This is a genomic window from Enterococcus malodoratus, from assembly GCF_027659535.1.
GTDB lineage: Bacteria > Bacillota > Bacilli > Lactobacillales > Enterococcaceae > Enterococcus_A > Enterococcus_A malodoratus.
This window is the reverse complement of record NZ_JAQDPG010000011.1, coordinates 134,132-157,219: the sequence shown is the minus strand read 5'-3', so window position 1 is coordinate 157,219 and position 23,088 is coordinate 134,132. Positions and strand designations below refer to the sequence as shown.

Sequence of the window (23,088 nt, the reverse complement as noted above, 5' to 3'; positions counted from 1 at the left end):
GCCGATCATTACTCCTTAGCTGTTTGTTTCTTCTGCGAGAATACTTTTACTGCCGTTACCAAAAATCCGCTGACCGCTGTTCCGATCGCCAACGCTAACACATAAAGCAAAACATTTTCGACTGCGCCGGGAATCAGGAAGACGAAGAAGCCGCCATGAGGAACCGCGATCCCGCATTTAAAGATCATCGATAATGCACCCGTAATCGCCGAACCGACCGTCACAGAAGCCAACACCCGAATCGGATCTGCCGCCGCAAAAGGAATCGCGCCTTCAGAAATAAATGATAATCCCAAGACCCAAGCAGATTTCCCAGCTTCACGTTCTTCTTTACTGTATAGGTTTTTACCTAAAACAGTTGAGGATAAAGCCATTGCCAATGGTGGCACCATACCAGAAACCATTACCGCCGCCATCACCATACTTGTCTCTCCAGCACCTAGATTCGTTAATGACGCAACTCCGAAGAAATATGCCGCTTTTCCGATTGGTCCGGCTAAATCGATCGCCATCATTCCACCTAGAAGCAGTCCCAGTAATACAGAGTTCATACCTGACAAACTATTCAACCAATTCGTGATTCCTTCGTTTAATGCCGTAATCGGAATCCCTACGATAAATTTCATAACAAGACCAACAAATAATACCGATACGACTGGAAGAATCAATACAGGCAATAACCCAGAAAAAGCTGATGGTAATTTTAGCACCTTTTTCAACCAATGAACGGTATAACCAGCAAGGAAACCACCCAATAACGCGCCTAGGAATCCGGCGTTCATTGACGAAGCGATCATCCCAGCAACCATCCCCGGAACTAAACCTGGTCGGTCAGCGATTGAAAAGGCAACATACCCACCTAGGATCGGCCACATCAAGCCCATCGCGATCCCGCCTAGCTCATTGATCGCTGAAGCCAGATCACCCTTGGCGTTGATCCCGCCGAAGGCAAAGGCTAACGCAATACAAATCCCGCCTGCCACAACAAAGGGAATCATGTAAGAAACACCCGTCATCAAGTGACTATAAATTCCGCTTTTTTCCGCTTTCGCTTCTGACTTTACTTCCGCCGAAGTCGTATAAATCGCTGCATTCGGTGCACGATCGAATAAATCATCTGGATGATCGATCGCCTCAGTCACATCGACTTCCAACAAACGTTTCCCATTAAAGCGATCCTTATTCACCGATGTGCTCGCTGCGATAATAACCGCGTCCGCGTCGGCGATCTCCTGTTCAGTTAACACATTCTCCGCACCAATCGAGCCTTGTGTTTCTACCTTGATTTCAATATTGCGTTTTTTAGCGGCGATCTCTAAGTTTTCAGCCGCCATATAAGTATGTGCGATCCCCGTCGAACACGATGTAATCCCTACAATTTTCATTTTTTTCACCCTTCCTATTCAAAAATCTGATAGATTTCTTCGACATCAGTGACAGTCATCAGTTTTTGACGGATATCATCATGCATCAGCTTCCGTGATAGTTTGCTCAGAATTTTCAGATGCTCATCGTTTGACGTTTCAGGGACAGCGATCAAAAACATCAAGTGAACAGGTTCGCCATCCATTGAATCGTATTGAATTCCCACTTGGCTGCGGCCAAATGCTAGTGAGGCTTCAGTAACTGCTGCACTTTTCCCATGCGGAATCGCTACACCAAAACCAATCCCTGTCGTACTTTCCTCTTCTCTTTTCAACACGGCCTCAAGGTAAACGCTCTCATTATTGACAACACCCTCTGTTACAAAGGTGTTCGCAAGTTCGCTGATCGCCGCTTGTTTATCGGTCGCTGCTAAATCAAAATTAATAAATGCCGTTTTCAATACGTCGCGAATTTCTGTCATCTCTCTACTCCTTTACTAAAGTCTTGTATTCTTCTACGATTTTAATGCCTGAACTTGTCCCTAAACGTTCCGCCCCTGCTTCTACCATCTTCAATGCGGTAGCCAAATCACGAATGCCGCCAGCCGCTTTTACTTTTACGCCATCACCAACTGTTTTTCTCATCAACGCAACATCTTCAAGTGTGGCACCGCCTGTTCCAAATCCTGTTGAAGTTTTGACAAAATCAGGCTTTACTTCCTTCGCGATTTCACAGACAGCCACTTTTTCTTCATCGGTTAAGTAGCAATTTTCCAAAATAACTTTGTTGATAATTCCGCCTTCACGAGAAGCATTCACAATTGCTTTCATTTCTTCACGAATATATTCAGTGTCGCCATCCTTTAATTTGCCAATATTGATCACATAATCAATTTCATCCGCGCCGTTTTTAATGGCATCCTGCACTTCAAATACTTTCGTTTCAATTGTCGTTTGCCCTAAAGGAAATCCGATGGCTGCACCCACATGAACCTCGCTGTCTTTCAAGAACTCCCGACACATTGCTACTGGATAAGAATTAATCGCTACCATTTTAAAGCCATAATCATCTGCCTCTTTGCACAATTGCTTGAATCCGTCTTTCGTTGCATCGGCCTTTAATAATGTGTGGTCCACCATATTCGCTAATTTCTTCAACTCAATCATCTTATTGCTCCTTTTGTTTTTATTTACACCTTTATATTATCATTCACTTTCACTTTGTCAACATATAAAAACAAAAAAATGAATATTTTCACTAGGATTCTATGAACAAAACAAAGAAGTGTTGATTTAAAGGCTAAATCAACACTTCTTCCTTATTCTTCATTTTAAAAGCAAATGAAAATCTATTTAGTTAACTCTCCTGGCCAAGCGGAGGTTCCACCTAAAACATTGATGACCTTGAAACCCTGACTATCTAAAAAAGCACAAGCATTTTCTGAGCGCGCCCCTGATTGACAGATTAGATAATAGTCGTTATCAGGATTTAGTTCACTCGTACTAGCGCCTAGTCCACTTAATGGTAAGTTTTTCGCGTGGGGCACATGCCCCATTTGATATTCATAGGCTTCACGGACATCAATGATTTTCACTTCTTTTTGTTTAGTTAAATGATAAAAATCATCCATAGCGATGGCATTAGTCATAAATCAATTCCTCCGGTCGAACTGTTTTGTATAAAGCAAAGGCGCCATCCAAATTTTTCACCTTGAATCCATTTTGTTTTAACTGGCGTTCAGCCACATAGCTTCTCAAGCCGCTGTGACAGCTAACAATATAGTCTTGCGTTGGATCTAGTTCGGCGATTCGTTCGCGTAATTGATTCAACGGAATATTGACTGACTCAGGAAAACGCCCATTGGCTAATTCTTCTGGATTCCGTACATCTAATAATTGACTGCCATTTTGCTGTGCTTGCTTCAATTGATACCATTGGATCGAATCACTGATGCCCTCTGATAAATTGATCGCAGCGTAGCCTAACATATTGACCGGGTCTTTGGCCGAGCCGAATGGCGGTGCGTAGGTAAATTCCAACTCAGGCAAGTCAAAAATCGTTAACCCGCCTTTGATCGCTGTCGCTAGAATATCGATGCGTTTATCTACACCGTTAGCACCGACACCTTGAGCCCCATAGATTTTTCCACTTTTTGGCTCAAACACTAATTTCAATGTCAGGTCACTAGCCCCCGGATAATACCCCGCATGGTCTTTTCCAGAAACATGGACCACCTGATAGTCTAGACCCAATTGTTTGACCACTCGCTCACTCAGACCAGCCGCCGCGGCGGCTAGATCAAATACGCGAACGATCGCTGTTCCAATACTTCCGCGATTCGTTCGTTTCAGGCCAGAGATGACATCCGCTACTTGCCTCCCTTGACGATTTGCTGGAGAGGCAAGTGAAATCAAGGCATCCTCGCCGCTAACCTGCTGTTTGACTACGATCGCATCACCAACCGCAAAAATATCCGGCATACTTGTTTGATAGTTCTCATCCACCAAAATGCCTCCGCCTAAACCAGTCTCTAATCCTGCTTGGTTTGCTAAAGTATTCTCTGGACGGACACCGACTGAAAGAATCGTTAAGTCCGAGGTCACTTCTTCCCCGTTCGTCAATCTGATTTTCTGTCCTCGTTCACTGAAACTTTGAGCAGATTCTCCATTGATGACCCGAACGCCTTGCTTGATCAGCTCATTTTTGACAAAGGCAGCCATTTCTTCATCTAGTGGCGGCAATACATGCGGCGCTTTTTCAATAACGGTCACATCCAGCCCGCGAGACTTTAGGTTTTCCGCCATCTCAAGACCGATAAAACCAGCTCCGATCACCGTTGCCTTCGCAGGTTCTTTTTCCAACGCCTGCATGATCCGATCCAAATCGGGAACATTGCGCAAACTATAGACATTCGTTGCCTCAGTCAGCCCAGCCATTTCTGGAATCAATGGTTTCGCACCTGGAGATAAAATCAATTTGTCATAACTTTCTGTAAAACTCCCGTGGTCATTTTTGACAGTTATAGTTTTATTTTCAGGAGAAATACTGGTGACCTCATGGAAAGGACGAACATCTAGATTGAAGCGGGCTTTTAACGATTCTGGTGTTTGGACCAAAAGCGCCTCACGATCCGCGATCTCTCCGGACACATAATAAGGCAATCCACAATTTGCGAAAGAAACGAATGGTCCTTTTTCCAAAACAATGATCTCCGCATCTTCCATTAAACGACGCAAACGCGTAGCTGCGGACATCCCGCCTGCGACGCCGCCTACAATAACAATCTTCATCTTACTTTCCTCCCCTAGTCGGACCTTGCCAACGATTCATGCCGCCTTGAACATTGATTGCTTCATAGCCTTTTTGCTTTAAAATCTTAACGGCTTGTTTGCTGCGCATCCCTGATTGGCAAATGACATAAACTTCTTTTTCTTTTCCTTGATAACGATCAATTTTATTCAAAGGATAATTGGATGCTTTCGTAATATGCCCTCCACGGTATTCCTCAGGTGTTCGAACATCTAATAAAGTAATTGGTTCTTTGAGTTTTTCAGCTAAGTCCTTGGTTGAAATAGCCGTATTCCTCTGAAATAGATTAAACATAAACTGTCTCCTTATTTTTTCTTTTAAATACCTCATAGGGTATTTTTATCATATCTTTTTGATTCCTGTCAACCGTTCTGTTTAGTTCTCATTATTATTAGAAGCGATCCACTTGACGAAACATACCCTCTCTAGGTATATTCTTCTTAAACAGCTTGCACAAAGGAAGTGGAAATCAATGGAGATAGAAGAAAAAAAGATCCTCAATCGGTTGAAACGAACGGAAGGACAAATCCGCGGTGTCCAAAAGATGATTGATGACGAGAAAGAATGTATTGATGTCATTACCCAATTAAGCGCCGTACGTTCCAGTATTGATCGTGTAATGGGCATGATCGTAGCTGAAAATTTGAAAAATTGCTTTGAGCATCCTGACAAGAATCCTGATGAACAGGCACAAAAATTGGAACAAGCAATCAACATGATTATTAAGAAATAAGGTGTAGAAATGAACGTTGTCTTTCATATTGATGAATTGGAAAAATGGCCGGAAGCAGCCAGTAACGTGAAAAACTTATTGAAAGAACCCTATAAAATAGCTATTATTATTTTAGTAAATGGGAAAGCGATCAATGGCTATCTTGCTCCTGAAAATCAAGCATTCATCGCAACTGCCGGTGTGACTTTTCACGCGTGCAATAATGCGATGCGGACAAATAAGATCGCAAAAGAACAATTACCGAAGAATGTCGTTGTCGTCCCTGCGGGTGTTTTAGATTTGATTGAATTACAGGCACAGGGTTATGCCTATATCAAACCATAAAACGGTTAAGCAGGAAGCTACTCAGGGGAAGGGGTAGGCACTTGAACACTATTGAAAATATCAACAAAAAAATGCATGTTACAGGTAGTTTGATTAATTTGAAAACGATCCAAGAAAATTTTGAAAAAATCAATGCCAAGGATATTTGCTCAGAAGATGAAAAACAAGAGATCATGGAATTTCTAAATGCCATCGACACAGAGTTGAATTCCATTCAAGAAAAAATCGGATTTATCCGTCAAATGTAATTGAACAGCTAACCAAAAATAGTCCATCTCCATAATTTTGGAGATGGACTATTTTTACATTAACAACGAACTTAGCAATAACTGAAAAAGTTGATTGCGTTCGCGAAATATTTTTAAGCACTGATTTTTTTGTAGACGTCGATGATCTCTTTCGCTAAGTCTGTGAAAGCAATCGAAGTCATCAAATGATCTTGGCTGTGAACTGTCAACAAATTCAAATCGAGATGCTCACCTTGCGCTTCTTTTGTTAAAAGTCCTGTTTGCGAATGGTGCGCTTCGACTAATGATTCTTCTGCTTGTTTGATTTTTTCATCTGCTAATTGGAAGTCACCATCTTTTGCTTCTTGAATGGCTTCCATCGCATTACTTTTGGCATTGCCTCCGTGGATGATCAACCCCATCACCGCTTCTAAATTTTCTTTCTGCATTTAAACACTCCTTATTTTATACCGATTTATCCATTGATCATCGCTACTGCTTGATCAAGTACCTTTTCACCATTCATCATGCCATAGTCCGTCATATTGATGATATCCACAGGAATTCCTAATGGCGCCAATTTTTCTTCAAACTGCTTCTGCATAAAACGAACCTGTGGGCCTAACAAGACCGTATCGATCTCACGTTCCTGCAATTTGTTCGTTGCATCTGCCGCCGCAATCGCAAAAATATCGACATCAAGTCCTTGTGTTTCCGCCGCTTTTTGCATTTTGGTCACTAGCATGCTGGTACTCATCCCAGCATTACAAACTAACATAATCGTTTTTTCACTCATAATACTATCCTTTCTCACGTTCTTCACTAATTCTGAGTTGGTGCGGAAGTGTCTTTATAGTACATCGCCATTACTTGCGATCACCTTTTGGAACCAATGGAAGGAATCCTTTTTACTGCGATCCAACGTTCCTGCACCTTCATTATCTTTATCGACATAAATGAAGCCATAACGTTTTTTCATTTCGCCTGTTCCAGCAGAAACTAAATCAATGAAGCCCCATGGCGTATAACCCATCAAATCAATTCCGTCATAAATGACCGCTTCTTGCATCGCTTCAATGTGTTCACGCAAGTAATCGATCCGATATTCGTCATGGATCTCGCCATCATCAGCGATTTCATCGATGGCACCAAAGCCGTTTTCTACGATAAACAATGGCAATTCATAGCGATCATTGAACCAGTTCATCGCGTAGCGCAATCCAGTTGGATCAATCTGCCAGCCCCAATCGGATGCTTTGACATAAGGATTTTCTACTAAATCATGGGCTTCATCATAATCATAAGCTGGTCCTTTATCATGATCTTTGACTGCGAAGGACATGTAATAACTGAAACCGATATAGTCAACGGTTCCTTTTGTTAACTGTACTTCGTCTGCCGCAGTGATATCCAAATCAAACTGTTTGCGATCAAAGTAGGTCTTCATATAGCTTGGGTAACGTCCTTTACAATGCACATCAGTGAACCAATAGCGACGCTGCATCGCAACTGTTGCGGCCATCATATCTGACGGGCTGCATGAATACGGATAGATTGGAACCATCGCGATCATACAACCAATCTCAAAATCAGGATTGATCTTATGTCCGATCTCGATCGCTTTTGCACTGGCAACCAACTCGTAATGAGCCGCTTGATACATGATTTTTTCCCGATTGTCATCAGCTTCAAATTTCAGACCGGAATTCGTAAACGGCGCGAAATCTTCTTGATAATTGGCTTGATTGTTGATCTCATTAAAGGTCATCCAATACTTGACCTTATCTTTATAGCGCGTAAAACAAACTTCAGCAAAATGGGCGAAGAAATCAATCATCTTACGATTACGCCAACCACCGTATTCAGTTACTAAGTGGTAAGGCATTTCAAAATGCGACAAGGTGATCACTGGTTCGATCCCATATTTCAAACATTCGTCGAATAAATCATCATAAAACTGTAATCCCGCCTCATTCGGCTCAGTCTCGTCTCCATTAGGAAAAATACGTGTCCAGGCAATCGATGTCCGGAAACATTTCAATCCAAGTTCCGCAAACAGCTTCACATCTTCTTTATAGCGTCCATAAAAATCAATCGCATCATGGTTGGGATAATTTTCTCCCTCTAAGACACCGTTAGTAATTCGACGTGGCGTGCCATGGGCACCGACAGTCATAACGTCAGCAACACTGACTCCTTTACCGCCGTCTTGCCAGCCGCCTTCTAATTGATGGGCGGCTACTGCGCCGCCCCATAAAAAATTCTCTTTAAAAATACTCATTGCTTTACCTCTTCAACTAAGCCGTTGCATTTCCTTCGGCTTTATTATTTTCGTTTGCTAAATCTTTTTCGATTTGTTCCATACTTTCACCTTGCTCTTGCAAATAGTTCAATGAATCCACTTTACGAACAAATGGCAGGTAAATGAAGAATCCGATAACTAGTACAACTGCCTGTAATAGCGCTGTTCTTACACCACCGACTAAGAATCCTGAAATGATTGGCGGTGTTGTCCAAGGAACAACGACCGCAGTAAACAATGGAACAAGTCCGGAATACAGTGCAAAGTAAGTGATCACACCAGAAACCATTGGCGTTAAGATAAACGGCAATGCCATGATCGGATTCATTACGATCGGTGTAGCAAACAGAATCGGCTCATTGATATTGAAAACTGCCGGTAATAATGCTAAACGTCCCAATTGCTTAAACTGTGCGGAACGGGCGAACATCACCATGAACATCACGATCCCGATCGTCATACCAGCCCCTGTGACTGTCATGAATTGGTCTAAAAATTGTTGTGTTACGATGTGACCGCCATTAGCGATGGTCAATTCTTTGCCTGAGTTCAAGATTGCTGTATTTTCTAATGAATTCGCTGTCAAGATTGGTCCCATGATTCCGCCGACCAATGTCGAACCGTGAACCCCGAAAAACCATAAGAATGGTACCAAGAAGCCTAACATCATAGCGCCGCCGAAGGTATCTGTAACCCCTTGCATCGGTGTTTGAATCAATTTATAAATGGCTTCTACAACCGTTGTATTGAACACTTTATCAAAGATTACATAGACAACTAATGCCACTGTTGTTATTACTGCCGCTGGAATCAACGCAGTAAATGAGTTCGCGACGTTTGCTGGTACTTGTTCTGGCAATTTGATCCGAATATCACGTTTCAAGAACCAAGAATAGGCCCAACCAACGAATAGCCCAACGATGATGGCACTGATCATACCTTGACCACCTGTCCAAGTCTTATCAATGACATTGGTCACGACCGCATTTGTTTCTGCATTCGTAGCGCTTGAATGTTGTGTAAGTAAGAAGATTACTAACGCGATCATTCCAGCTGGTAAACCTTCGAAGCCTTCTTCCTTTACATAAGAATTAGCAATACCCATTACCGCAAAAATTGACATAATACCAAATGATGCACCGAAAGCTTCATTAAAATAAACCGCTAAACCACTGCTGGTGACCCAATCAGAAACAGCCGGGATCGGAAAATTCGCTAAAAGTAAGAAAACAGAACCAATAATGGTAAAAGGCATGGTGTACAGCATCCCATTACGCAGAGCAGTAATCGCTTTAGTATTTACAAATTTTAAAATAGGGGGCAATAATTTCTCATTAATAAAGTTATTCATAAATGATTCTCCTTAAAAGATAGTTTTATGCAGCGATGGCCATCGCATTGTTTGTATCCGTTTACAGTTTTATCATAAGGGATGACTTCCCTGAATGGAATACTTCTGGAACAGCAAGAAACATGTTCCAATAAAAAAAACAATCTAGCTGTTTATTAGACAGCTGGATTATTCTCTTGCTAAATATATTTTTTTTTAAATTCGATTCGTTTTATTAAATAGCTAAATCAATAGCTAGTCTTTTGCATCTTTTTCCCGTTGATAGGCTTGGTGGGCCAGAATTTCCAAAAGTGCGATGACTGGAACTTGCGTCGTAAGGTTGATAAATTCTTCTGTCGGGTCAGGTCCTGTGACTTCTGGCATATAATAGGAGATATTGAAATCCGCCATTTGCGCAATAGTCGAATGCTGATCGTTGGTGACACTCAATATTTTTGCACCGTAGCGTTTAAAATCCTCTATTTGCTTAATGATTTCGACTGTTTCACCAGAAACGGATAGAGCGATCACCAAGGTAGTGTCCAATCCTCGTGTTGGCACAGGAATGAACGGGTCTGTTATCGCGTAGGCGTTGAATTGTAGATTTGAAAAATAGCGGGCACCATATGTCCCTAAAGTTCCACTGGTTCCAATTCCTGAAAAAACCAAATGCTTGCTGTCCATAATCAGATCGATCGCCGGATCTATGACAGTATGGTAACTTTCATTATTGACCTTTTTCAAAAAAGCATCCACATGCACGTTCGCGTCGTAAAAGGCTTCGAAAGACTGCCCTTCGCGGGACAAATTTTCTTTTAGGGCATATTTGAATTCTGTAAAACCAGAGTAACCCAGTTTGTTTAAACAACGTAAAATGGTCGAAGTAGATACATGGCAGCTTTCAGAAAGATCACGGATCGTCATACCGCCTACACGATCCATATTTTCTACGATAAAAGTATAGACGATCAATTCCAACTCATTTAGTTCTTTTACTTTTTGCGAATCGAACACCTGATTTCAACTCCTAATAATAAGATCTCTGTTTATTTATTATCCCATAAAACCCAAAAATTACACAGTCTATTGATCGTTTTTTGCGTTATTTAATGAAATCACGTAAACTATCTATAATAGTTGAAATAGCGCATTAACATCATTCGATACATTAATCAAAAACAATATCTAAGATCAATAATTCAAGCCAATACCGATGGATTGGATGCTCTAAAAAAAATGGCAGGAGATCAAACCGATGAAATATGAATGGCGCAAAGAAGAAAAACAATTCTATTTACCAAAAAAAATTGAGATTCAAACAATTCCCAAGTATAAGTTTATTTGTCTAACTGGACATGGAAATCCGAATAGCGACTTATTTGGTGAGCAAGTCGCTGCGCTTTATGCATTGTCGTATGCGTTGCGAATGAAATTAAAAAAAGGGGAATTAGGCGAACCATTTGAGTACACCGTCTATCCTTTGGAAGGTGTTTGGACTTCTGAGACAGATCCCGGCGATGGTCCAGTGAATAAGGATGAACTGATTTATCGGATCATGATCCGCCAAACTGACCGCCTCACAAAAGAAGATTTCTTGGCCGTCGTTGAACCGACATTCAAGAAAAAACAGAATTCGTATATCAAGGAAGCAGAGTTTATTGAATACGAAGAAGGACGTGCCGTACAAATGATCCATCTTGGTTCTTACGATGACGAGCCCGCATCCTTTACAAAAATGCATGAATTTATGAAGGAAAACAACCTTCATAAAACAACTACCATGGGTGACTTTATCCATCGGGAAATCTATCTTTCCGATCCGCGCAAAGTCGATTCCGCTAAACAGAAAACTGTCTTGCGTTATAAGCTCAAATAAAAAATCCGACACGAGGTCGGATTTTTTTATTTCTTCTATTTGCGCTGAATTGCTTTTCGAATTCCCACGCGATAAACTTTTGGGATTGCGAGAAAAAAATTCTGCGTAAATTGATAGTGCTGATATTTTTCAATGATGAAGCGGATTAACTCTGCGTCTCCATATTTCTTTTGATGAAAAAGTTCAAAGCTGTGGATTTTTCGGGCGACTTTAGTTGGCTCTTTCAACACGAGTAAAAAGGACAGCAAATCATCAAAGTAACGTTCTTTCGCCTCTTCATAGGTCTCCGTACCGTAACGCTCTAACTGAATAAAATCAGTCAGCTTACGTCCCCAAAACTTCCGTTCCAAGTAAATAGGAGCTTGAATGTCTTGTTGAAAATCCTCCAAATAGGCTTCAAAAACCTTTTTATCAGCTAAGAAATTTTTCTCCTGCCGATCGAACACTTCCCGATCGAGTTGATTGATCTCCGTCACAACACTTAGATAATCGCCAATAAACAGCGGCATCTTCGCTTCACGAAAACGAACCACTCGTTCGCCTAATCTCTGATTCAGAGAAAGCGGGCGGCGCAGCGTATTATTACGATAGTAAGCAAATACATAACGTTGCCACAAATCTTCCGGAAACGGAATGCCTTTTTCCGTCAACCACAATAATTCATCTAAGGCCAAATCCACATGAGCGACACCTTTTTTGATCTCTTCTGCCACTTGCTGTGAGATCCCTAAATGATCCTTGAAATGCCGGATACCTAAGCGAATCTCCTGCTGCTTGAGCTTTGATTCGATCACAAATTGGTATTTCAACGGACGTCCGCAAGCACATTTCAATTGACTGTGAACTCCACGTTCAAATTCGTCATCAATATTCAACGCGACAAATTCCCAATCCGATGTCTGTAAATACTGCTTTTGTAAAAACAGCGAGCGGACTTCGTATTTTCTTTGCTGATTGACCAGCGCTTGCTGAGGTTCCGTTAGTTTCTCAAATAGGGCTTTGCGCTCTGCTCCCGAATACGTCACATGACATTCTGTCGGATAATCATTCAAGCCATAGCTTCGTGGATACCAGTGTTCATAAATCTCTAAATAATTATCCATGGATTAACTCTTTCACAGCTTATTTCTTCGAATCAAATTTATCTTCGAGCTCTTTAATAATCTTTTTCGCTTCGTCTTTAAATGAAGCATGCGGTTCTTCTTCCTCTACCGCGTTCGAGCCTGAGCGCGCGACTTCTTTCGGTTCGCCAGAATTACTGCCGGCTAATGCTTCCGGCTTGTTTTCTGTCTCGCTAGAATTTGTCCCTGCTAAAGCGACATCATCGTCGGTTTTTGGTGCCATAGAACCGCGCAAACGGGGTTCTTTTTCATTGTTATAGTTAGTCATTATGCTTCACTCCTCGCTTCTTTTTTGTATTTTACCCGATAGTTTGTTAGATTACCAAAGTTAACCTAGCTTTATGAAAAATCGATAAGCACACCATAGCAATGTCGTTAACCAACTTAGACCACATAGAGTAAAAATCATCCCTACGTATTTTGGCGGATCATAACGAACACGAACAGTATTTTTACCGACGTGCTGTTTAATTGTTGGGACGCCAATGTTAGAAAGCGAAACTGGCGTGATTTCTCGATCGCCTTCAACTATTTTCGTATTTTGATAGACAATCACTGGCAATTGAATATTATCGGTTTTCTCTGCCTGCCACGAAATCTCCAACTGATTGTTTTTTACAGTCTTAGAAAATTTTGTTTGATCTGCGAGAATTTGTTTTTCATAGCTGACATATTTGTTCTTCTTATCGTTGTGATAAATTGGCAGATAGTCTGGACTCGACTTTTCTACAGCTTTTAACGCTTGTTCCATATCTGTATCATAAAAACTTTCTCTCGCCTCTTTTTCAGAGACGCGGACAAAGGTGTGTTTACTTGTTAAAGATTCCTTATCCCAACGGTTCAGATCATGCGAAAGGATCTGCCAGTTCTGCCCGATACTGATCACACTAAATAAGGCTAAAACAATAGGAAGGAACCTCTTGCTTGGCAAATCATTGACCATTGAAGCAAAGAAAAAAAGAAACAATATCGTAAATGGTGCGAAAAAGCGAAATGGAAATTGGATCAGTGAAACCAGCGGTACCTGATGAGCCACTAACCAATCCCAAGGAATGATGCTCGTTGAAAGGAATAAAAAGAGACCACTAAATATCAGCAACTGTTTTGTAAATCGTTGGACACTATGCCAATATACGAGACAAAAAAGAAAGCCGACAATTACTATCAAGCGTAAAATTTCAGGATAATGCAGCCAATATGCCCCGCCCAAATCAATCGCCTTTTCACTCATTTGTGGATTGGTAAACGGCATCTTCAATTGATCTCCAGAATTGATCAAAAATAAACTGACCCAAACATTGATCGACAGGCAACCGTACAAACCGATTGCTTTCGCTAACTCGATCAGAGCCGTTCCCCAACGATTTCGCGCATAAGCAATAAAAAACGGAACATAGATTAGGCCCAGCATCACTGCCGTCAACATGTGAATTTGGGTCATCAGCGCGACACTTAAGGCAATTTTCACGAAAGGAAAATGGCGATTTTTCAGATCGACCAGCGGAATCAAGCACAATGGTAAAAGACTCGTTCCCCAGCTAGTAAACCCTTGATTCAATATCCAATAGTTGATACTGTATGTTGTCATAAAAATAATTGCCGAAAACAGCGCCGTGTTTTCTTTGATCTTACCGTAGGTCAATAATTTGAACAATGAGCACCCGGCAAATAGATAAACCAAAAAATTCGACAACACTTGATAACGGAACCAGCTGCCGGCCAGTAAAACTAGTCCACCCTGCAAATAAGAAAACAACGGTCCGTATACCGCATTGACGATTCGTCCTGACTGTTGAAAACCAAAGATCGAAATAAAGTAACTGAAATTGCCTGTTTTGAGTTGTTCCGCAGTCTCATAAAAACGATTGTAGTGAAAGACAGCGTCGGCGCCCAAAATCATATTCTGTGTCCAAATCTGCGGAGCGACAAAGAGTCCGGCGATCAAAAAAATGATCAGATAATAGCGATTGCGTTTCATAAACGACCTCCTTGTTCATACTAATGAGTAAATTTTTGCGTACCGTATTGCCCTCTGTATAAGATGACTACGGCTAACTTAGTTAATTAGTACAAACTTCACTCTATCCTATTTAAAAAAATAAACGAAATAAAACGCCTATTTTCATGATGAAAATAGACGTTCCTTATACTTTTATTTTTCTACCGAGAGCCAAACAATCACTGTTCCAACCAGCGAAATCAGCGTACCGATCATAAGCATCGCCGAAACGGATAAGAAACTCAGCATTTGACCACCGACAAAAGCGCCAATGATTCCGCCAATCGTGTTGGCTGTTGCCATCAAGGTTTGACCTTTAATCAAATCTTTTTGTGGAATGATTTGATTCGTATAATAGACCGACGCCATCGTGTGCATCGCAAAACCGACCATCTGTAAACTTTGCGCGACATTAATTAGAAAAATACTTCCCGCAAAGAGAATCAATACTGCCTTGACTGAGAAGAAAAAGGCCGCCACTCGCATCAGCGAATGAATTTTAAATCGCCGCAAAACCCAAGTAAACAAAAACATCGTCGGCAATTCACTCAACGCAGCGATCGATAAGGAACTCCCCGCATTCGCGGCCGTCCCACCCAAAGGCTGCATGATCTGAAACATATAACTGTTGATGATCGTATGATACACAAACAATAAAGACACACCGAACAATAGAAATATAAAGCGCTTATACTTTTTAGTGAATTCAATTAAACCAATCGGCTCTTCCAACGACCCTTCACGATGATGCTCCGTCAACAATGATTCAGAATACTTTCCACCTTGTTTTCGCGTATCGATAAGCAGTGCCATCACCGCGAATAGCAAGAAAATTCCAATCAATAAATACAAGATGATCGTTGGTGAAAATCGTTCGATCAATACGCCAGTTACCGAAGCAGCTCCAGCAAAGGCCAGTGACCCCAGTCCACGTGCCACACCGAAATTTAGCCCATAGCCGCGGCTAATAAAAAAGGTTCCGATCGAAATCGTCATCGGCTGCAGAAGTACTAAACTCGCATAAAGCAAAACATAAATGACCGCTACGATCAGAAAAGCTTTCGGCAGCGCCAGCAAAATCCCCGAAAACAGTACCAGCAGCAATGCCATTCCCGCCGCTAGCTGGGACAAACGAACTCGGACCATCCGATCAGCAAAGGATGCTAAGAATGGCTGGCACACTGCGGCGAGTAAATTCGCCAATGATAAGATCATCCCGATCTGCCCATTTGAAAAATCACGAGACAATAAGAAAACAGAGGTAAAGCCGCCCAACACCGAAAATCCCATCCAATAAGGAATCTGCATACTGATATATTGTAGATTCAACTTGATATGATTTGTCTCCATAGTCCCTCCCCAAAATTATCGTTCACTCATTATACCTGATAAAATTGTTGAATTCAGACGAATCTTGAAAATAGTCGCGGCGGACTTAATTTAGACCGGAAAACTATAAAAACAGAACTCGCAGCTAGCTTTTTTTTGCTGAAGTATTTTTCCAAAGATCGGAAAAATCTTTTTATTTTCGCTTCGCATACGATTCTGCTATACAGGGTTCGCTAAGTATGGGGCGAATGATCCTAAAATACTCCGTTTGCCCCGACAAACTGCTAAAACTGAACTCGCAGCTAGCTCAGTTTAGCTGAATGATTTTTCCAAAGACCGGAAAAATCTTTTTTTGTCGCTTCGCATACGATTCTGCTATACAGGGTTTACTATGCATGGTTGAGTTATCGTGAATCAATCCGTTCAACTTAAAGAACTGCTAAAAGCAGAACTCGCAAAATCAGAGCATAAGTTGACTTACGCTCTGATCGATATTAATTTTTCGCTTTTTTATAACAGATATTGCCAATCCATTGAACGACTTGCACGAAGACGATCAATAGGACAACGGTGCTATACATGATCGTATTATCAAAATTTTGATACCCGTATGTGATCGCTACAGCACCTAGTCCACCTGCACCGACTGTTCCCGCCATCGCGGTATACCCCAGCACTGAGATGACTGCTAAAGTCAGACTTGAGATCATACTAGGAAAAGCTTCTACCAGCATCACCTTGAAGATGATCTGCATATGCGTCGCGCCGATCGATTTCGCCGCATCCAACGTATAGGGATTGATCTCCAATAAATTATTTTCAAACAACCGTGCCACATATGGTGTCATCGCAAAGGTCAACGGTACGATTGCCGCCGAAGTGCCGATCGTTGTTCCTACTATTGAACGAGTAAAAGGCATCAATGCTACCATTAAAATGATAAAGGGAAATGATCGAATGATATTCACGACAAAATCCAGTAAGCGATAAATGTTCAAATTAGGCGCCAGACCCTTTTTATTGGTGATCACTAATACGACCGCCAAGGCAAAACCAATGATCGTCGCAATCAATGAAGAGACCAGTACCATGATCAATGTACTGACTAAGTTCGGCAGCAACACTTGCGTGATCAAAACTGAATTACTCACCGACCTTCACCTCCTGGCAATTAAAGTGACCCTGATCGGCGAGTCGCGTCAATTTCTCGACATCCTCGTCTGGGATTGACAAGAGCAAAGTAGAAATTGTTTCATTTTTGAATTGTTCTGTCGCTGCCTTCAACAGATGAGGTGTTTCTATACCTGCTTGCCGCAACAAAGCCAAGACATCTTTATCCAGTTGCGTAAATAGTTTCACCAAACGATGACCTGCCTTTAGTTTGCCAAAGCCTGTCTGCTGCTCACCGGTGATTGTTTTCAGCACTTCAGAATCATTGAAGAAGACTTGCTGAACGGTATTTTTTTCTACGATTTTTCCACTCTGTAGAATGGCGACGCGATCACAAATCTTTTTCACCACTTCCATCTGATGAGTCACGACTACGATCGTTAATCCCATTTTTTGATTCAATTTCAGCAGCAAATCCAAAATGCCGTTCGTTATATTTGGGTCTAGTGCCGAAGTCGCTTCATCACACAATAAAATCTCGGGACTCATGGTCAATGCCCGCGCGATCGCTGCCCGCTGTTTCTGTCCACCAGATAATTGCCGCGGCTTCATCTGTGCTTTATCCGCGATCCCAACTTCTTTCAACAGTTCATCCACTCGTGCTTTAATGTCTTCTTTAGAATACCCGCTGCATTCTAGCGGCAGTGCCACATTCTTAAATATCGTTTTTTGTTCGATCAAGGAATTTCCCTGAAAGATCATTCCGATCTTTTTCTTTACTTCACGCAACTGTTTTTCTGATAATTCTTCCAAAGCTTGTGTACCGATTTTGATACTGCCCGATTGCCCTTTTTCTAAGCCGTTGATACAGCGCAGCAAGGTTGATTTTCCAGCACCGCTGACTCCTAAGATCCCCATGATAGAACCGGCGGGGATCGTCAGAGAAATATCTTCTAAAATAATTTGTTCACCATAACTTTTATTGACTTGATCGATGACTATTTCCATCTGCTCAACACCTAACGTTTGACGCCTTGATATGCGCCTCTAAAATAATTTTCTCGCTTACGCACATCATAAAAATCCGGTGCATCGTCTTCTGCGGTTTTTTTGATGATTTTGCGTTTCTTTTCTAATAATTCCATCGGGTTCAAGGTTTCTTCTAAGCCTTCGATCATCGTCTCGAATTTTTCATAAGGAACACCGACACACAATTCTTCGTCCTTCCAGCGCGCGACATACCGCGTTCCAGAACACATCATCGAAATGTTGATCAAGCCGGTCTCATAGGGATAAGACGTTCCTTCCTGACAAATCGCCTGCATCCCGGTCATCTTGATATTTTTCGCCTGCCCATTGAAATAAGCATTGCCCTGCAAAATACGCATCGCATTAAAAGGAGTCGTGATGATCAAAATGACATCGGGCGCACTTTGCCACGCTTCGATCGGATCAACAGCGATTCCATAAGAAGATTCACGACAGTAAACCATGTCATCCGCGATTGCTTTACTCACTTCGATGTCTTTATAGACACCCATCTTGGCATGCTTTTGTCCGCTAGCGCTGTATTCGTCGTTTTCGATCAAGCCCAAAGCCACCGCAGACGCCGGACAACCAAAGTTATCGATCGATAATTTCACACTGACACCTTCTGTTGCTTGCTGAACCGAACGGCAATAAGGAACTAATTTTTCGGTCGCTGGTGCATCGTAGGCTTCAAAATCCTCTTTGCTTCGTAAAAAACTAATTCCCACGACCTTGCGTTTCAATTCCAATAAATAATTCAATCGCCGATCTAGCTCTTGAAAATTACTCATAGAAAGTGAACACCCCTTTGAAGTGATCGTTGATTCCTTTTTTGCTCTCTTTCGTAGTGAATGAGCTGTTGATTGCTTTCGCCCAGTCCGTATCCTTGTTTTTATCCTTCACAATCAGGCTGATTGGGAAATCTTTGGCGTGCTGATCACGAATCAAATAATCCTTGTAGTTTTCACCAGAGTTAAACATAAATGTAAAGAAGCACGTCGCTGCATCTAGATCTTCCAAACTGCGAACCGTTTGTGCTTGTTCGATCTCAACAAATTTGAAGTTTTTCGGATTCTCAACGATATCCAATGCTGTAAAACCAGATTTCTTCTCATCACTTAATTTGATCAAACCGGCATCCTGCATCATCAATAAAGAATTATCCCGGTTCATCGCATCATTCATAATAGCAATTTGCGCGCCATCAGGTAATTGATCAACCTTGTCATGTTTTGTCGAATATAAGCCAATCCCTGTGTAATAAACATGCGGCTTCATCATTGCCAAATCGCCGCCCTTTTGCTCATTGAAAGATTTTACGAAGGGCTCATGTTGTGCAAATGATGCATCGACATTGCCATCTTGAACGGCTTGCAATGCTTCAATATTATTTGAAAAGACCACAAATTCTGGTTTATAGCCTTCCGCTTCCATGGATGCTTTTGCCGCCTTAAGTGAATTCTCCGACACTTGATTACAGGCGATCTTAATTTCTTTCTTCTCATCCTTAGCTGTCGCGTCTTCTTTCTTCGAGCCACAAGCTCCTAATACTAAAACCGCCGCTAATACTGCAAATCCAACTTTTAATTTCTTCATCTTCATTCTCCCTTTTACATAAATTTTTGTACTAATAAATCGTATGTGTTCGAGCGCACAAAAAAGAAACATACAAAACTGTATGCTCCCCCGATCCAGCAAAAATAAACGTAAAGAATCACGTACCAAAGAAAGGAGGGAAATTTTGCTTACTCATTGACTTAGTAACTCTAAGCCCACACTTCACTCAAACTCACCGTCGATAAATAAACAAACTTGCCACCCCCCTAAATATTAAAAGCGTTATCATTAAGAGTATAGCGAAAAGAGAAACGCTTCACAATAATTCTCACAAAAAAAGAATAAATACTAAAAAAGCCGAATCCAAAAACGGACTCGGCAAACTCTCACTTATTTCCTCTTAAAGTAAATCAAACCGCTGGCGCTTAGAACGACCATTCCCAATACAACAAAGATCGGCTGTTTCCCTTCACCAGTATTCGGATAAATCTTTCCAAAAGCATTTTCGATCCAATGAGTGCTGTTGGATGTCCCGTTGTTCACACTGGAAATAATTTTCCTTTCTAGAACTGTTTTCTCAAATACGTACGCACCACCATTTACTCCAGTGATCGTAATCGTAATCTTTTGATCCTTCTTCAACGCCAATTCAGCTATATCAAGAATGATATTGCCTTTTCCATCCGATTTACCAAGTGCAAATTTTCCACTCTGAACAACTGATAAATCGATCGTTGCATTCGCGATCGTCTTACCCGTGAATGTCGTGTCGCCTTCGTGTATATCATTTAATGTAGTTTCTTTTTTGATACGCGCTGTTTCCTCATCCGCAGCTGGGTCAGTCCCTGCTTTTGCTAAAACTGGCGTCCGGAAACTAGCATTCCCACCATTTGGTCCAGTGACGCTGACAACAACTTCTTGACCTGCCTGCAGCTTCAAGTTTTGAACATCAATTTTGAACTTACCTTCTGCATCAGATTTTTTCGGCTCCTCAGCAGCCTGCGCAGCAACTTTCGCCATTGGTGCAGGTACCGCAGCTTCAGCTGATTTCACTTCTGGAACAGCAACCTCAATTGTCGCATTCGGGATCGTTATTCCAGTCAGATATTGGTCACCTTCATAAATTTTGTCTAGTTTAGTTTTTTCTTTAATCAGTTTTATTTCCGCTGAATCTTCTGATGGTTCTGTCGTTGAACCTGTCGTATCTGTTGTTGTATCACTAGTCGTACTAGTCGTGCTGGTTGTCGTATCCGTCGTTGTATCGCTTGTCGAACTAGTTGTGCTAGTTGTTTCCATTGGCAATACGGTCACTGGAAATTCTGCTTTACCACCGTTGTCCCCTTCGATACTCACGGTGATCTCCTGACCTTCATTCAAACCTAACTGATCTACAGCAAGACTGATTTTTCCATCTTTATCAGCTTTCGTTTGAGCCAGCGCACGCGTTTTAACGGAAGTGATTGTTACTGTAGCATTTGGAATAGTTTTTCCTGTTAGATGCTGGTCTCCTTCGCGATAGTTATCCAATTTTGTCTCTGCTTTAATTTTTTTTGTTTCTTCTACCGCCGGATCAACTGGGGCCAAGGTTTTACGGCCTTCAATTTTTGCCGAAACTTTCTTGCCATTCGCTTCTAAATCCTTGATGTAGCCAATGAATGTTTCAGTATCAGGATCTAAGGCACCTGTCAGGTTCGCATTCGTAAATTCGGAGAAACCATCTCCGCCACCATATAAGAAATCATTGATGATCAGCTTGTACGTTTTATTCGCCTCGAGTGGTGTACCGTCAGCCTTTTTGATTTCCTTGACCACAGAAGATGTGCCATTTTTCTCAACTGTATATTTCAATCCAGAAACCTGAAGGAAGTATTTATCACTTTGCTGATTCAAAACATTCTCAATTTGTTGTCCGGTCATTTCTACAATCTGCATGATATTTCCAAACGGTTGAACGGCTTGAGCCGCCCCCCAAGTAATTGACGAATCATCCTTCACTTTCAAATCATCACGAATGCCACCATTATTCGTCATAGCAAAATCAACGTCTTCGCCATTTTTCTTCGCCATGTAGACTTGTGCATCTGTCACAAGATTTCCGACTGGCGACTCACCCAGTTCATTGACTGTACGTGTGATATCTTCCGCTTTATCCGCTGTTCCGATTTTTTCATCCGTTACATCCTTAACACGAGTATCAGCATCGTCAACAATCCCTTTTACTGTCGCATCGGGAGTAACACCGCCATTTGGATCAACTGGATTAACTGTTGCTTTCGGTGTCGCGACAAAATCATTGGTTGCTGTGTCGTATTCTCCCTGCAAATCAATGTATCCTTTTCCTTGTGAAGTGGATTGTACGATCCGCGTATTACCGACTACACCGTTTGTATATACATGATTATGTCCTGCAAAAAAGGCATCCACACTATTATTAGGATCTGCTTGATTGACCTTCGTCATAATATCAGCCGTCTCACCACTCACACTTTCGCCAGCGCCTTGCACTGATGGCGTATGACCAAGTACAACGATCGCATTAACACCTTGATTAACTAACTCTTTTGAATATTTTACAATTTCATCAGCTGGATCAGTAAAATTATAATCCTCATGGTATTTAGCTAAAACCAGATTTGGGATTTCAGTAGTAACTACTCCAATGTAGCCAATCTTGATTGGCTCAGAAGTCGTGCCCACATTTTTAATAGTATATGGTTTCCAACCATATGGGATATCTCCCGTATTCTTATCACGAACATTGGCGATGACTAAATCGAATCCGCCCTTTAATTGATCTTGAGTATAATCATTATTGTAATCCTTCACGATCTGATAAAAATCAGAAGTTGGATCTGGTTTAGTTCCGGTCAAGATCCGATTGAATTCTCCTAATCCCTCATCAAACTCATGATTTCCTAAAGTTCCAACATCAAACTTCATTTGATTCAAAATTCGCATCGTCGGTTGATCTTGCAACAAGCCAGAATTTGCCGGACTTGCCCCAACCATATCACCTGCTTGTACTCGCAACGTTTTTCCAGTACTGTTCTTTTGTTTGAAAGTTGATTCGGCCTGGCTAAAATATCCAGCCAATAATGCTGCCGTTCCAGCGCCAGACACTTTTGCTCCATTCGCACCATAATAGCTTCCTGTCGTACTCAACGCACCATGAAAATCATTGATTCCCAACATCTGAATTGGAACAGTCGTTGAACTTTTCGCTGCTTTTTCTGGAGATGAACGCCTTTCAGCCGTCGATTCAGTCGATAAAGCAGAATCTGATGACTGACTATCGACCTCACTATTCATCTCACTAGTGGCGGTACTATCTGTTGTATCACTAACTTGACTGCTTATCGTACTATTTATTTCGCTATTAATCGTTTCTGCTGCCGCTAACCCAGACGGCAAAGTAAAACCTAAAACGGTAAGTAATGTTACAGCACTTCTAATTAGATTCGGCTTCCTCAAAGAATT

Annotated in this window: 24 protein-coding genes; 4 read left to right on the top strand and 20 right to left on the bottom strand. The window is 41.6% G+C overall.

Going from position 1 to position 23,088, the window contains the following annotated elements; genetic code table 11:
* Positions 1 to 8: 8 nt before the first annotated feature.
* The 6 genes from PGP85_RS17175 to PGP85_RS17150 all read right to left on the bottom strand — a co-directional run bounded on the left by PGP85_RS17175 (position 9) and on the right by PGP85_RS17150 (position 4,968).
* Positions 9 to 1,385, bottom strand: coding sequence for a PTS fructose transporter subunit IIC (locus PGP85_RS17175; RefSeq protein ID WP_010743115.1), 1,377 nt, complete (start codon positions 1,383 to 1,385; stop codon positions 9 to 11).
* A gap of 14 nt (positions 1,386 to 1,399) precedes the next feature.
* Positions 1,400 to 1,846: a PTS sugar transporter subunit IIA gene (locus PGP85_RS17170; RefSeq protein ID WP_270328598.1), complete on the bottom strand. Its 447-nt coding sequence runs from the start codon at positions 1,844 to 1,846 to the stop codon at positions 1,400 to 1,402.
* A gap of 4 nt (positions 1,847 to 1,850) precedes the next feature.
* Positions 1,851 to 2,531, bottom strand: a complete 681-nt coding sequence (gene deoC, locus PGP85_RS17165; protein WP_270328597.1) for a deoxyribose-phosphate aldolase — start codon at positions 2,529 to 2,531, stop codon at positions 1,851 to 1,853.
* Positions 2,532 to 2,713: 182 nt separating this feature from the next.
* Positions 2,714 to 3,013, bottom strand: a complete 300-nt coding sequence (locus tag PGP85_RS17160; protein ID WP_270328596.1) for a rhodanese-like domain-containing protein — start codon at positions 3,011 to 3,013, stop codon at positions 2,714 to 2,716.
* A complete protein-coding gene (locus PGP85_RS17155; RefSeq protein WP_270328595.1) occupies positions 3,006 to 4,655 on the bottom strand; it encodes an FAD-dependent oxidoreductase in 1,650 nt (549 codons plus the stop codon). Before PGP85_RS17155 ends, PGP85_RS17160 begins: the two co-directional genes overlap by 8 nt.
* Position 4,656: 1 nt before the next feature.
* Complete coding sequence (locus PGP85_RS17150; RefSeq protein ID WP_010743110.1) at positions 4,657 to 4,968, bottom strand: rhodanese-like domain-containing protein; 312 nt, start codon at positions 4,966 to 4,968, stop codon at positions 4,657 to 4,659.
* A gap of 178 nt (positions 4,969 to 5,146) precedes the next feature.
* On the opposite strand from PGP85_RS17150, the gene PGP85_RS17145 reads away from it, so the two are divergent.
* The 3 genes from PGP85_RS17145 to PGP85_RS17135 are packed head-to-tail and all read left to right on the top strand — an operon-like array spanning position 5,147 to position 5,979.
* Positions 5,147 to 5,407 (top strand): metal-sensitive transcriptional regulator, encoded by a 261-nt coding sequence (locus PGP85_RS17145; RefSeq protein ID WP_010743109.1) that lies wholly within the window; start codon positions 5,147 to 5,149, stop codon positions 5,405 to 5,407.
* Positions 5,408 to 5,416: 9 nt separating this feature from the next.
* Positions 5,417 to 5,731, top strand: a complete 315-nt coding sequence (locus PGP85_RS17140) for a DsrE family protein (RefSeq protein ID WP_270328594.1) — start codon at positions 5,417 to 5,419, stop codon at positions 5,729 to 5,731.
* Positions 5,732 to 5,772: 41 nt separating this feature from the next.
* Positions 5,773 to 5,979 carry a restriction endonuclease subunit S domain-containing protein gene (locus PGP85_RS17135; RefSeq protein WP_010743107.1) on the top strand — a complete coding sequence of 69 codons (207 nt, stop codon included), beginning with the start codon at positions 5,773 to 5,775 and terminating at the stop codon, positions 5,977 to 5,979.
* A 113-nt stretch (positions 5,980 to 6,092) separates the two neighbouring features.
* Here PGP85_RS17135 and PGP85_RS17130 read toward each other — a convergent pair whose 3' ends face one another.
* The 5 genes from PGP85_RS17130 to PGP85_RS17110 all read right to left on the bottom strand — a co-directional run bounded on the left by PGP85_RS17130 (position 6,093) and on the right by PGP85_RS17110 (position 10,604).
* Positions 6,093 to 6,407: a PTS lactose/cellobiose transporter subunit IIA gene (locus PGP85_RS17130; RefSeq protein WP_010743106.1), complete on the bottom strand. Its 315-nt coding sequence runs from the start codon at positions 6,405 to 6,407 to the stop codon at positions 6,093 to 6,095.
* A 26-nt stretch (positions 6,408 to 6,433) separates the two neighbouring features.
* A complete protein-coding gene (locus PGP85_RS17125) occupies positions 6,434 to 6,754 on the bottom strand; it encodes a PTS sugar transporter subunit IIB (RefSeq protein ID WP_010743105.1) in 321 nt (106 codons plus the stop codon).
* Between the two features lie 54 nt (positions 6,755 to 6,808).
* Positions 6,809 to 8,239, bottom strand: a complete 1,431-nt coding sequence (locus PGP85_RS17120) for a 6-phospho-beta-glucosidase (protein ID WP_090403722.1) — start codon at positions 8,237 to 8,239, stop codon at positions 6,809 to 6,811.
* Between the two features lie 16 nt (positions 8,240 to 8,255).
* The gene (locus PGP85_RS17115) at positions 8,256 to 9,611 is read right to left on the bottom strand and encodes a PTS sugar transporter subunit IIC (protein WP_090403720.1); all 1,356 of its coding nucleotides are present in this window, start codon (positions 9,609 to 9,611) and stop codon (positions 8,256 to 8,258) included.
* Between the two features lie 234 nt (positions 9,612 to 9,845).
* The gene (locus tag PGP85_RS17110) at positions 9,846 to 10,604 is read right to left on the bottom strand and encodes a MurR/RpiR family transcriptional regulator (protein ID WP_090403718.1); all 759 of its coding nucleotides are present in this window, start codon (positions 10,602 to 10,604) and stop codon (positions 9,846 to 9,848) included.
* A 241-nt stretch (positions 10,605 to 10,845) separates the two neighbouring features.
* Here PGP85_RS17110 and PGP85_RS17105 point away from each other — a divergent pair, with 241 nt between their 5' ends.
* A complete protein-coding gene (locus PGP85_RS17105) occupies positions 10,846 to 11,466 on the top strand; it encodes a GyrI-like domain-containing protein (protein WP_270328593.1) in 621 nt (206 codons plus the stop codon).
* A 35-nt stretch (positions 11,467 to 11,501) separates the two neighbouring features.
* Here PGP85_RS17105 and PGP85_RS17100 read toward each other — a convergent pair whose 3' ends face one another.
* The 9 genes from PGP85_RS17100 to PGP85_RS17060 all read right to left on the bottom strand — a co-directional run bounded on the left by PGP85_RS17100 (position 11,502) and on the right by PGP85_RS17060 (position 23,082).
* Positions 11,502 to 12,569, bottom strand: coding sequence for a hypothetical protein (locus PGP85_RS17100; protein ID WP_270328591.1), 1,068 nt, complete (start codon positions 12,567 to 12,569; stop codon positions 11,502 to 11,504).
* A 19-nt stretch (positions 12,570 to 12,588) separates the two neighbouring features.
* Complete coding sequence (locus PGP85_RS17095; RefSeq protein WP_010743099.1) at positions 12,589 to 12,855, bottom strand: hypothetical protein; 267 nt, start codon at positions 12,853 to 12,855, stop codon at positions 12,589 to 12,591.
* Positions 12,856 to 12,915: 60 nt separating this feature from the next.
* Positions 12,916 to 14,565, bottom strand: coding sequence for a hypothetical protein (locus PGP85_RS17090; protein WP_270328590.1), 1,650 nt, complete (start codon positions 14,563 to 14,565; stop codon positions 12,916 to 12,918).
* Between the two features lie 174 nt (positions 14,566 to 14,739).
* On the bottom strand, positions 14,740 to 15,936 hold the full coding sequence (locus PGP85_RS17085; RefSeq protein ID WP_270328589.1) for an MFS transporter: 1,197 nt from the start codon (positions 15,934 to 15,936) through the stop codon (positions 14,740 to 14,742).
* A 473-nt stretch (positions 15,937 to 16,409) separates the two neighbouring features.
* Entirely contained in the window at positions 16,410 to 17,066 is a 657-nt protein-coding gene (locus PGP85_RS17080) for a methionine ABC transporter permease (RefSeq protein WP_270328588.1), read from the bottom strand.
* Entirely contained in the window at positions 17,059 to 18,033 is a 975-nt protein-coding gene (locus PGP85_RS17075) for a methionine ABC transporter ATP-binding protein (protein WP_270328586.1), read from the bottom strand. The genes PGP85_RS17080 and PGP85_RS17075 overlap by 8 nt, the downstream gene beginning before the upstream one ends.
* An 11-nt stretch (positions 18,034 to 18,044) precedes the next feature.
* A complete protein-coding gene (locus PGP85_RS17070) occupies positions 18,045 to 18,845 on the bottom strand; it encodes a DUF169 domain-containing protein (protein ID WP_270328585.1) in 801 nt (266 codons plus the stop codon).
* Entirely contained in the window at positions 18,838 to 19,650 is an 813-nt protein-coding gene (locus PGP85_RS17065) for a MetQ/NlpA family ABC transporter substrate-binding protein (protein ID WP_270328583.1), read from the bottom strand. The genes PGP85_RS17070 and PGP85_RS17065 overlap by 8 nt, the downstream gene beginning before the upstream one ends.
* Before the next feature lie 351 nt (positions 19,651 to 20,001).
* The gene (locus PGP85_RS17060; RefSeq protein ID WP_270328581.1) at positions 20,002 to 23,082 is read right to left on the bottom strand and encodes a bifunctional metallophosphatase/5'-nucleotidase; all 3,081 of its coding nucleotides are present in this window, start codon (positions 23,080 to 23,082) and stop codon (positions 20,002 to 20,004) included.
* Between the last annotated feature and the right edge of the window lie 6 nt (positions 23,083 to 23,088).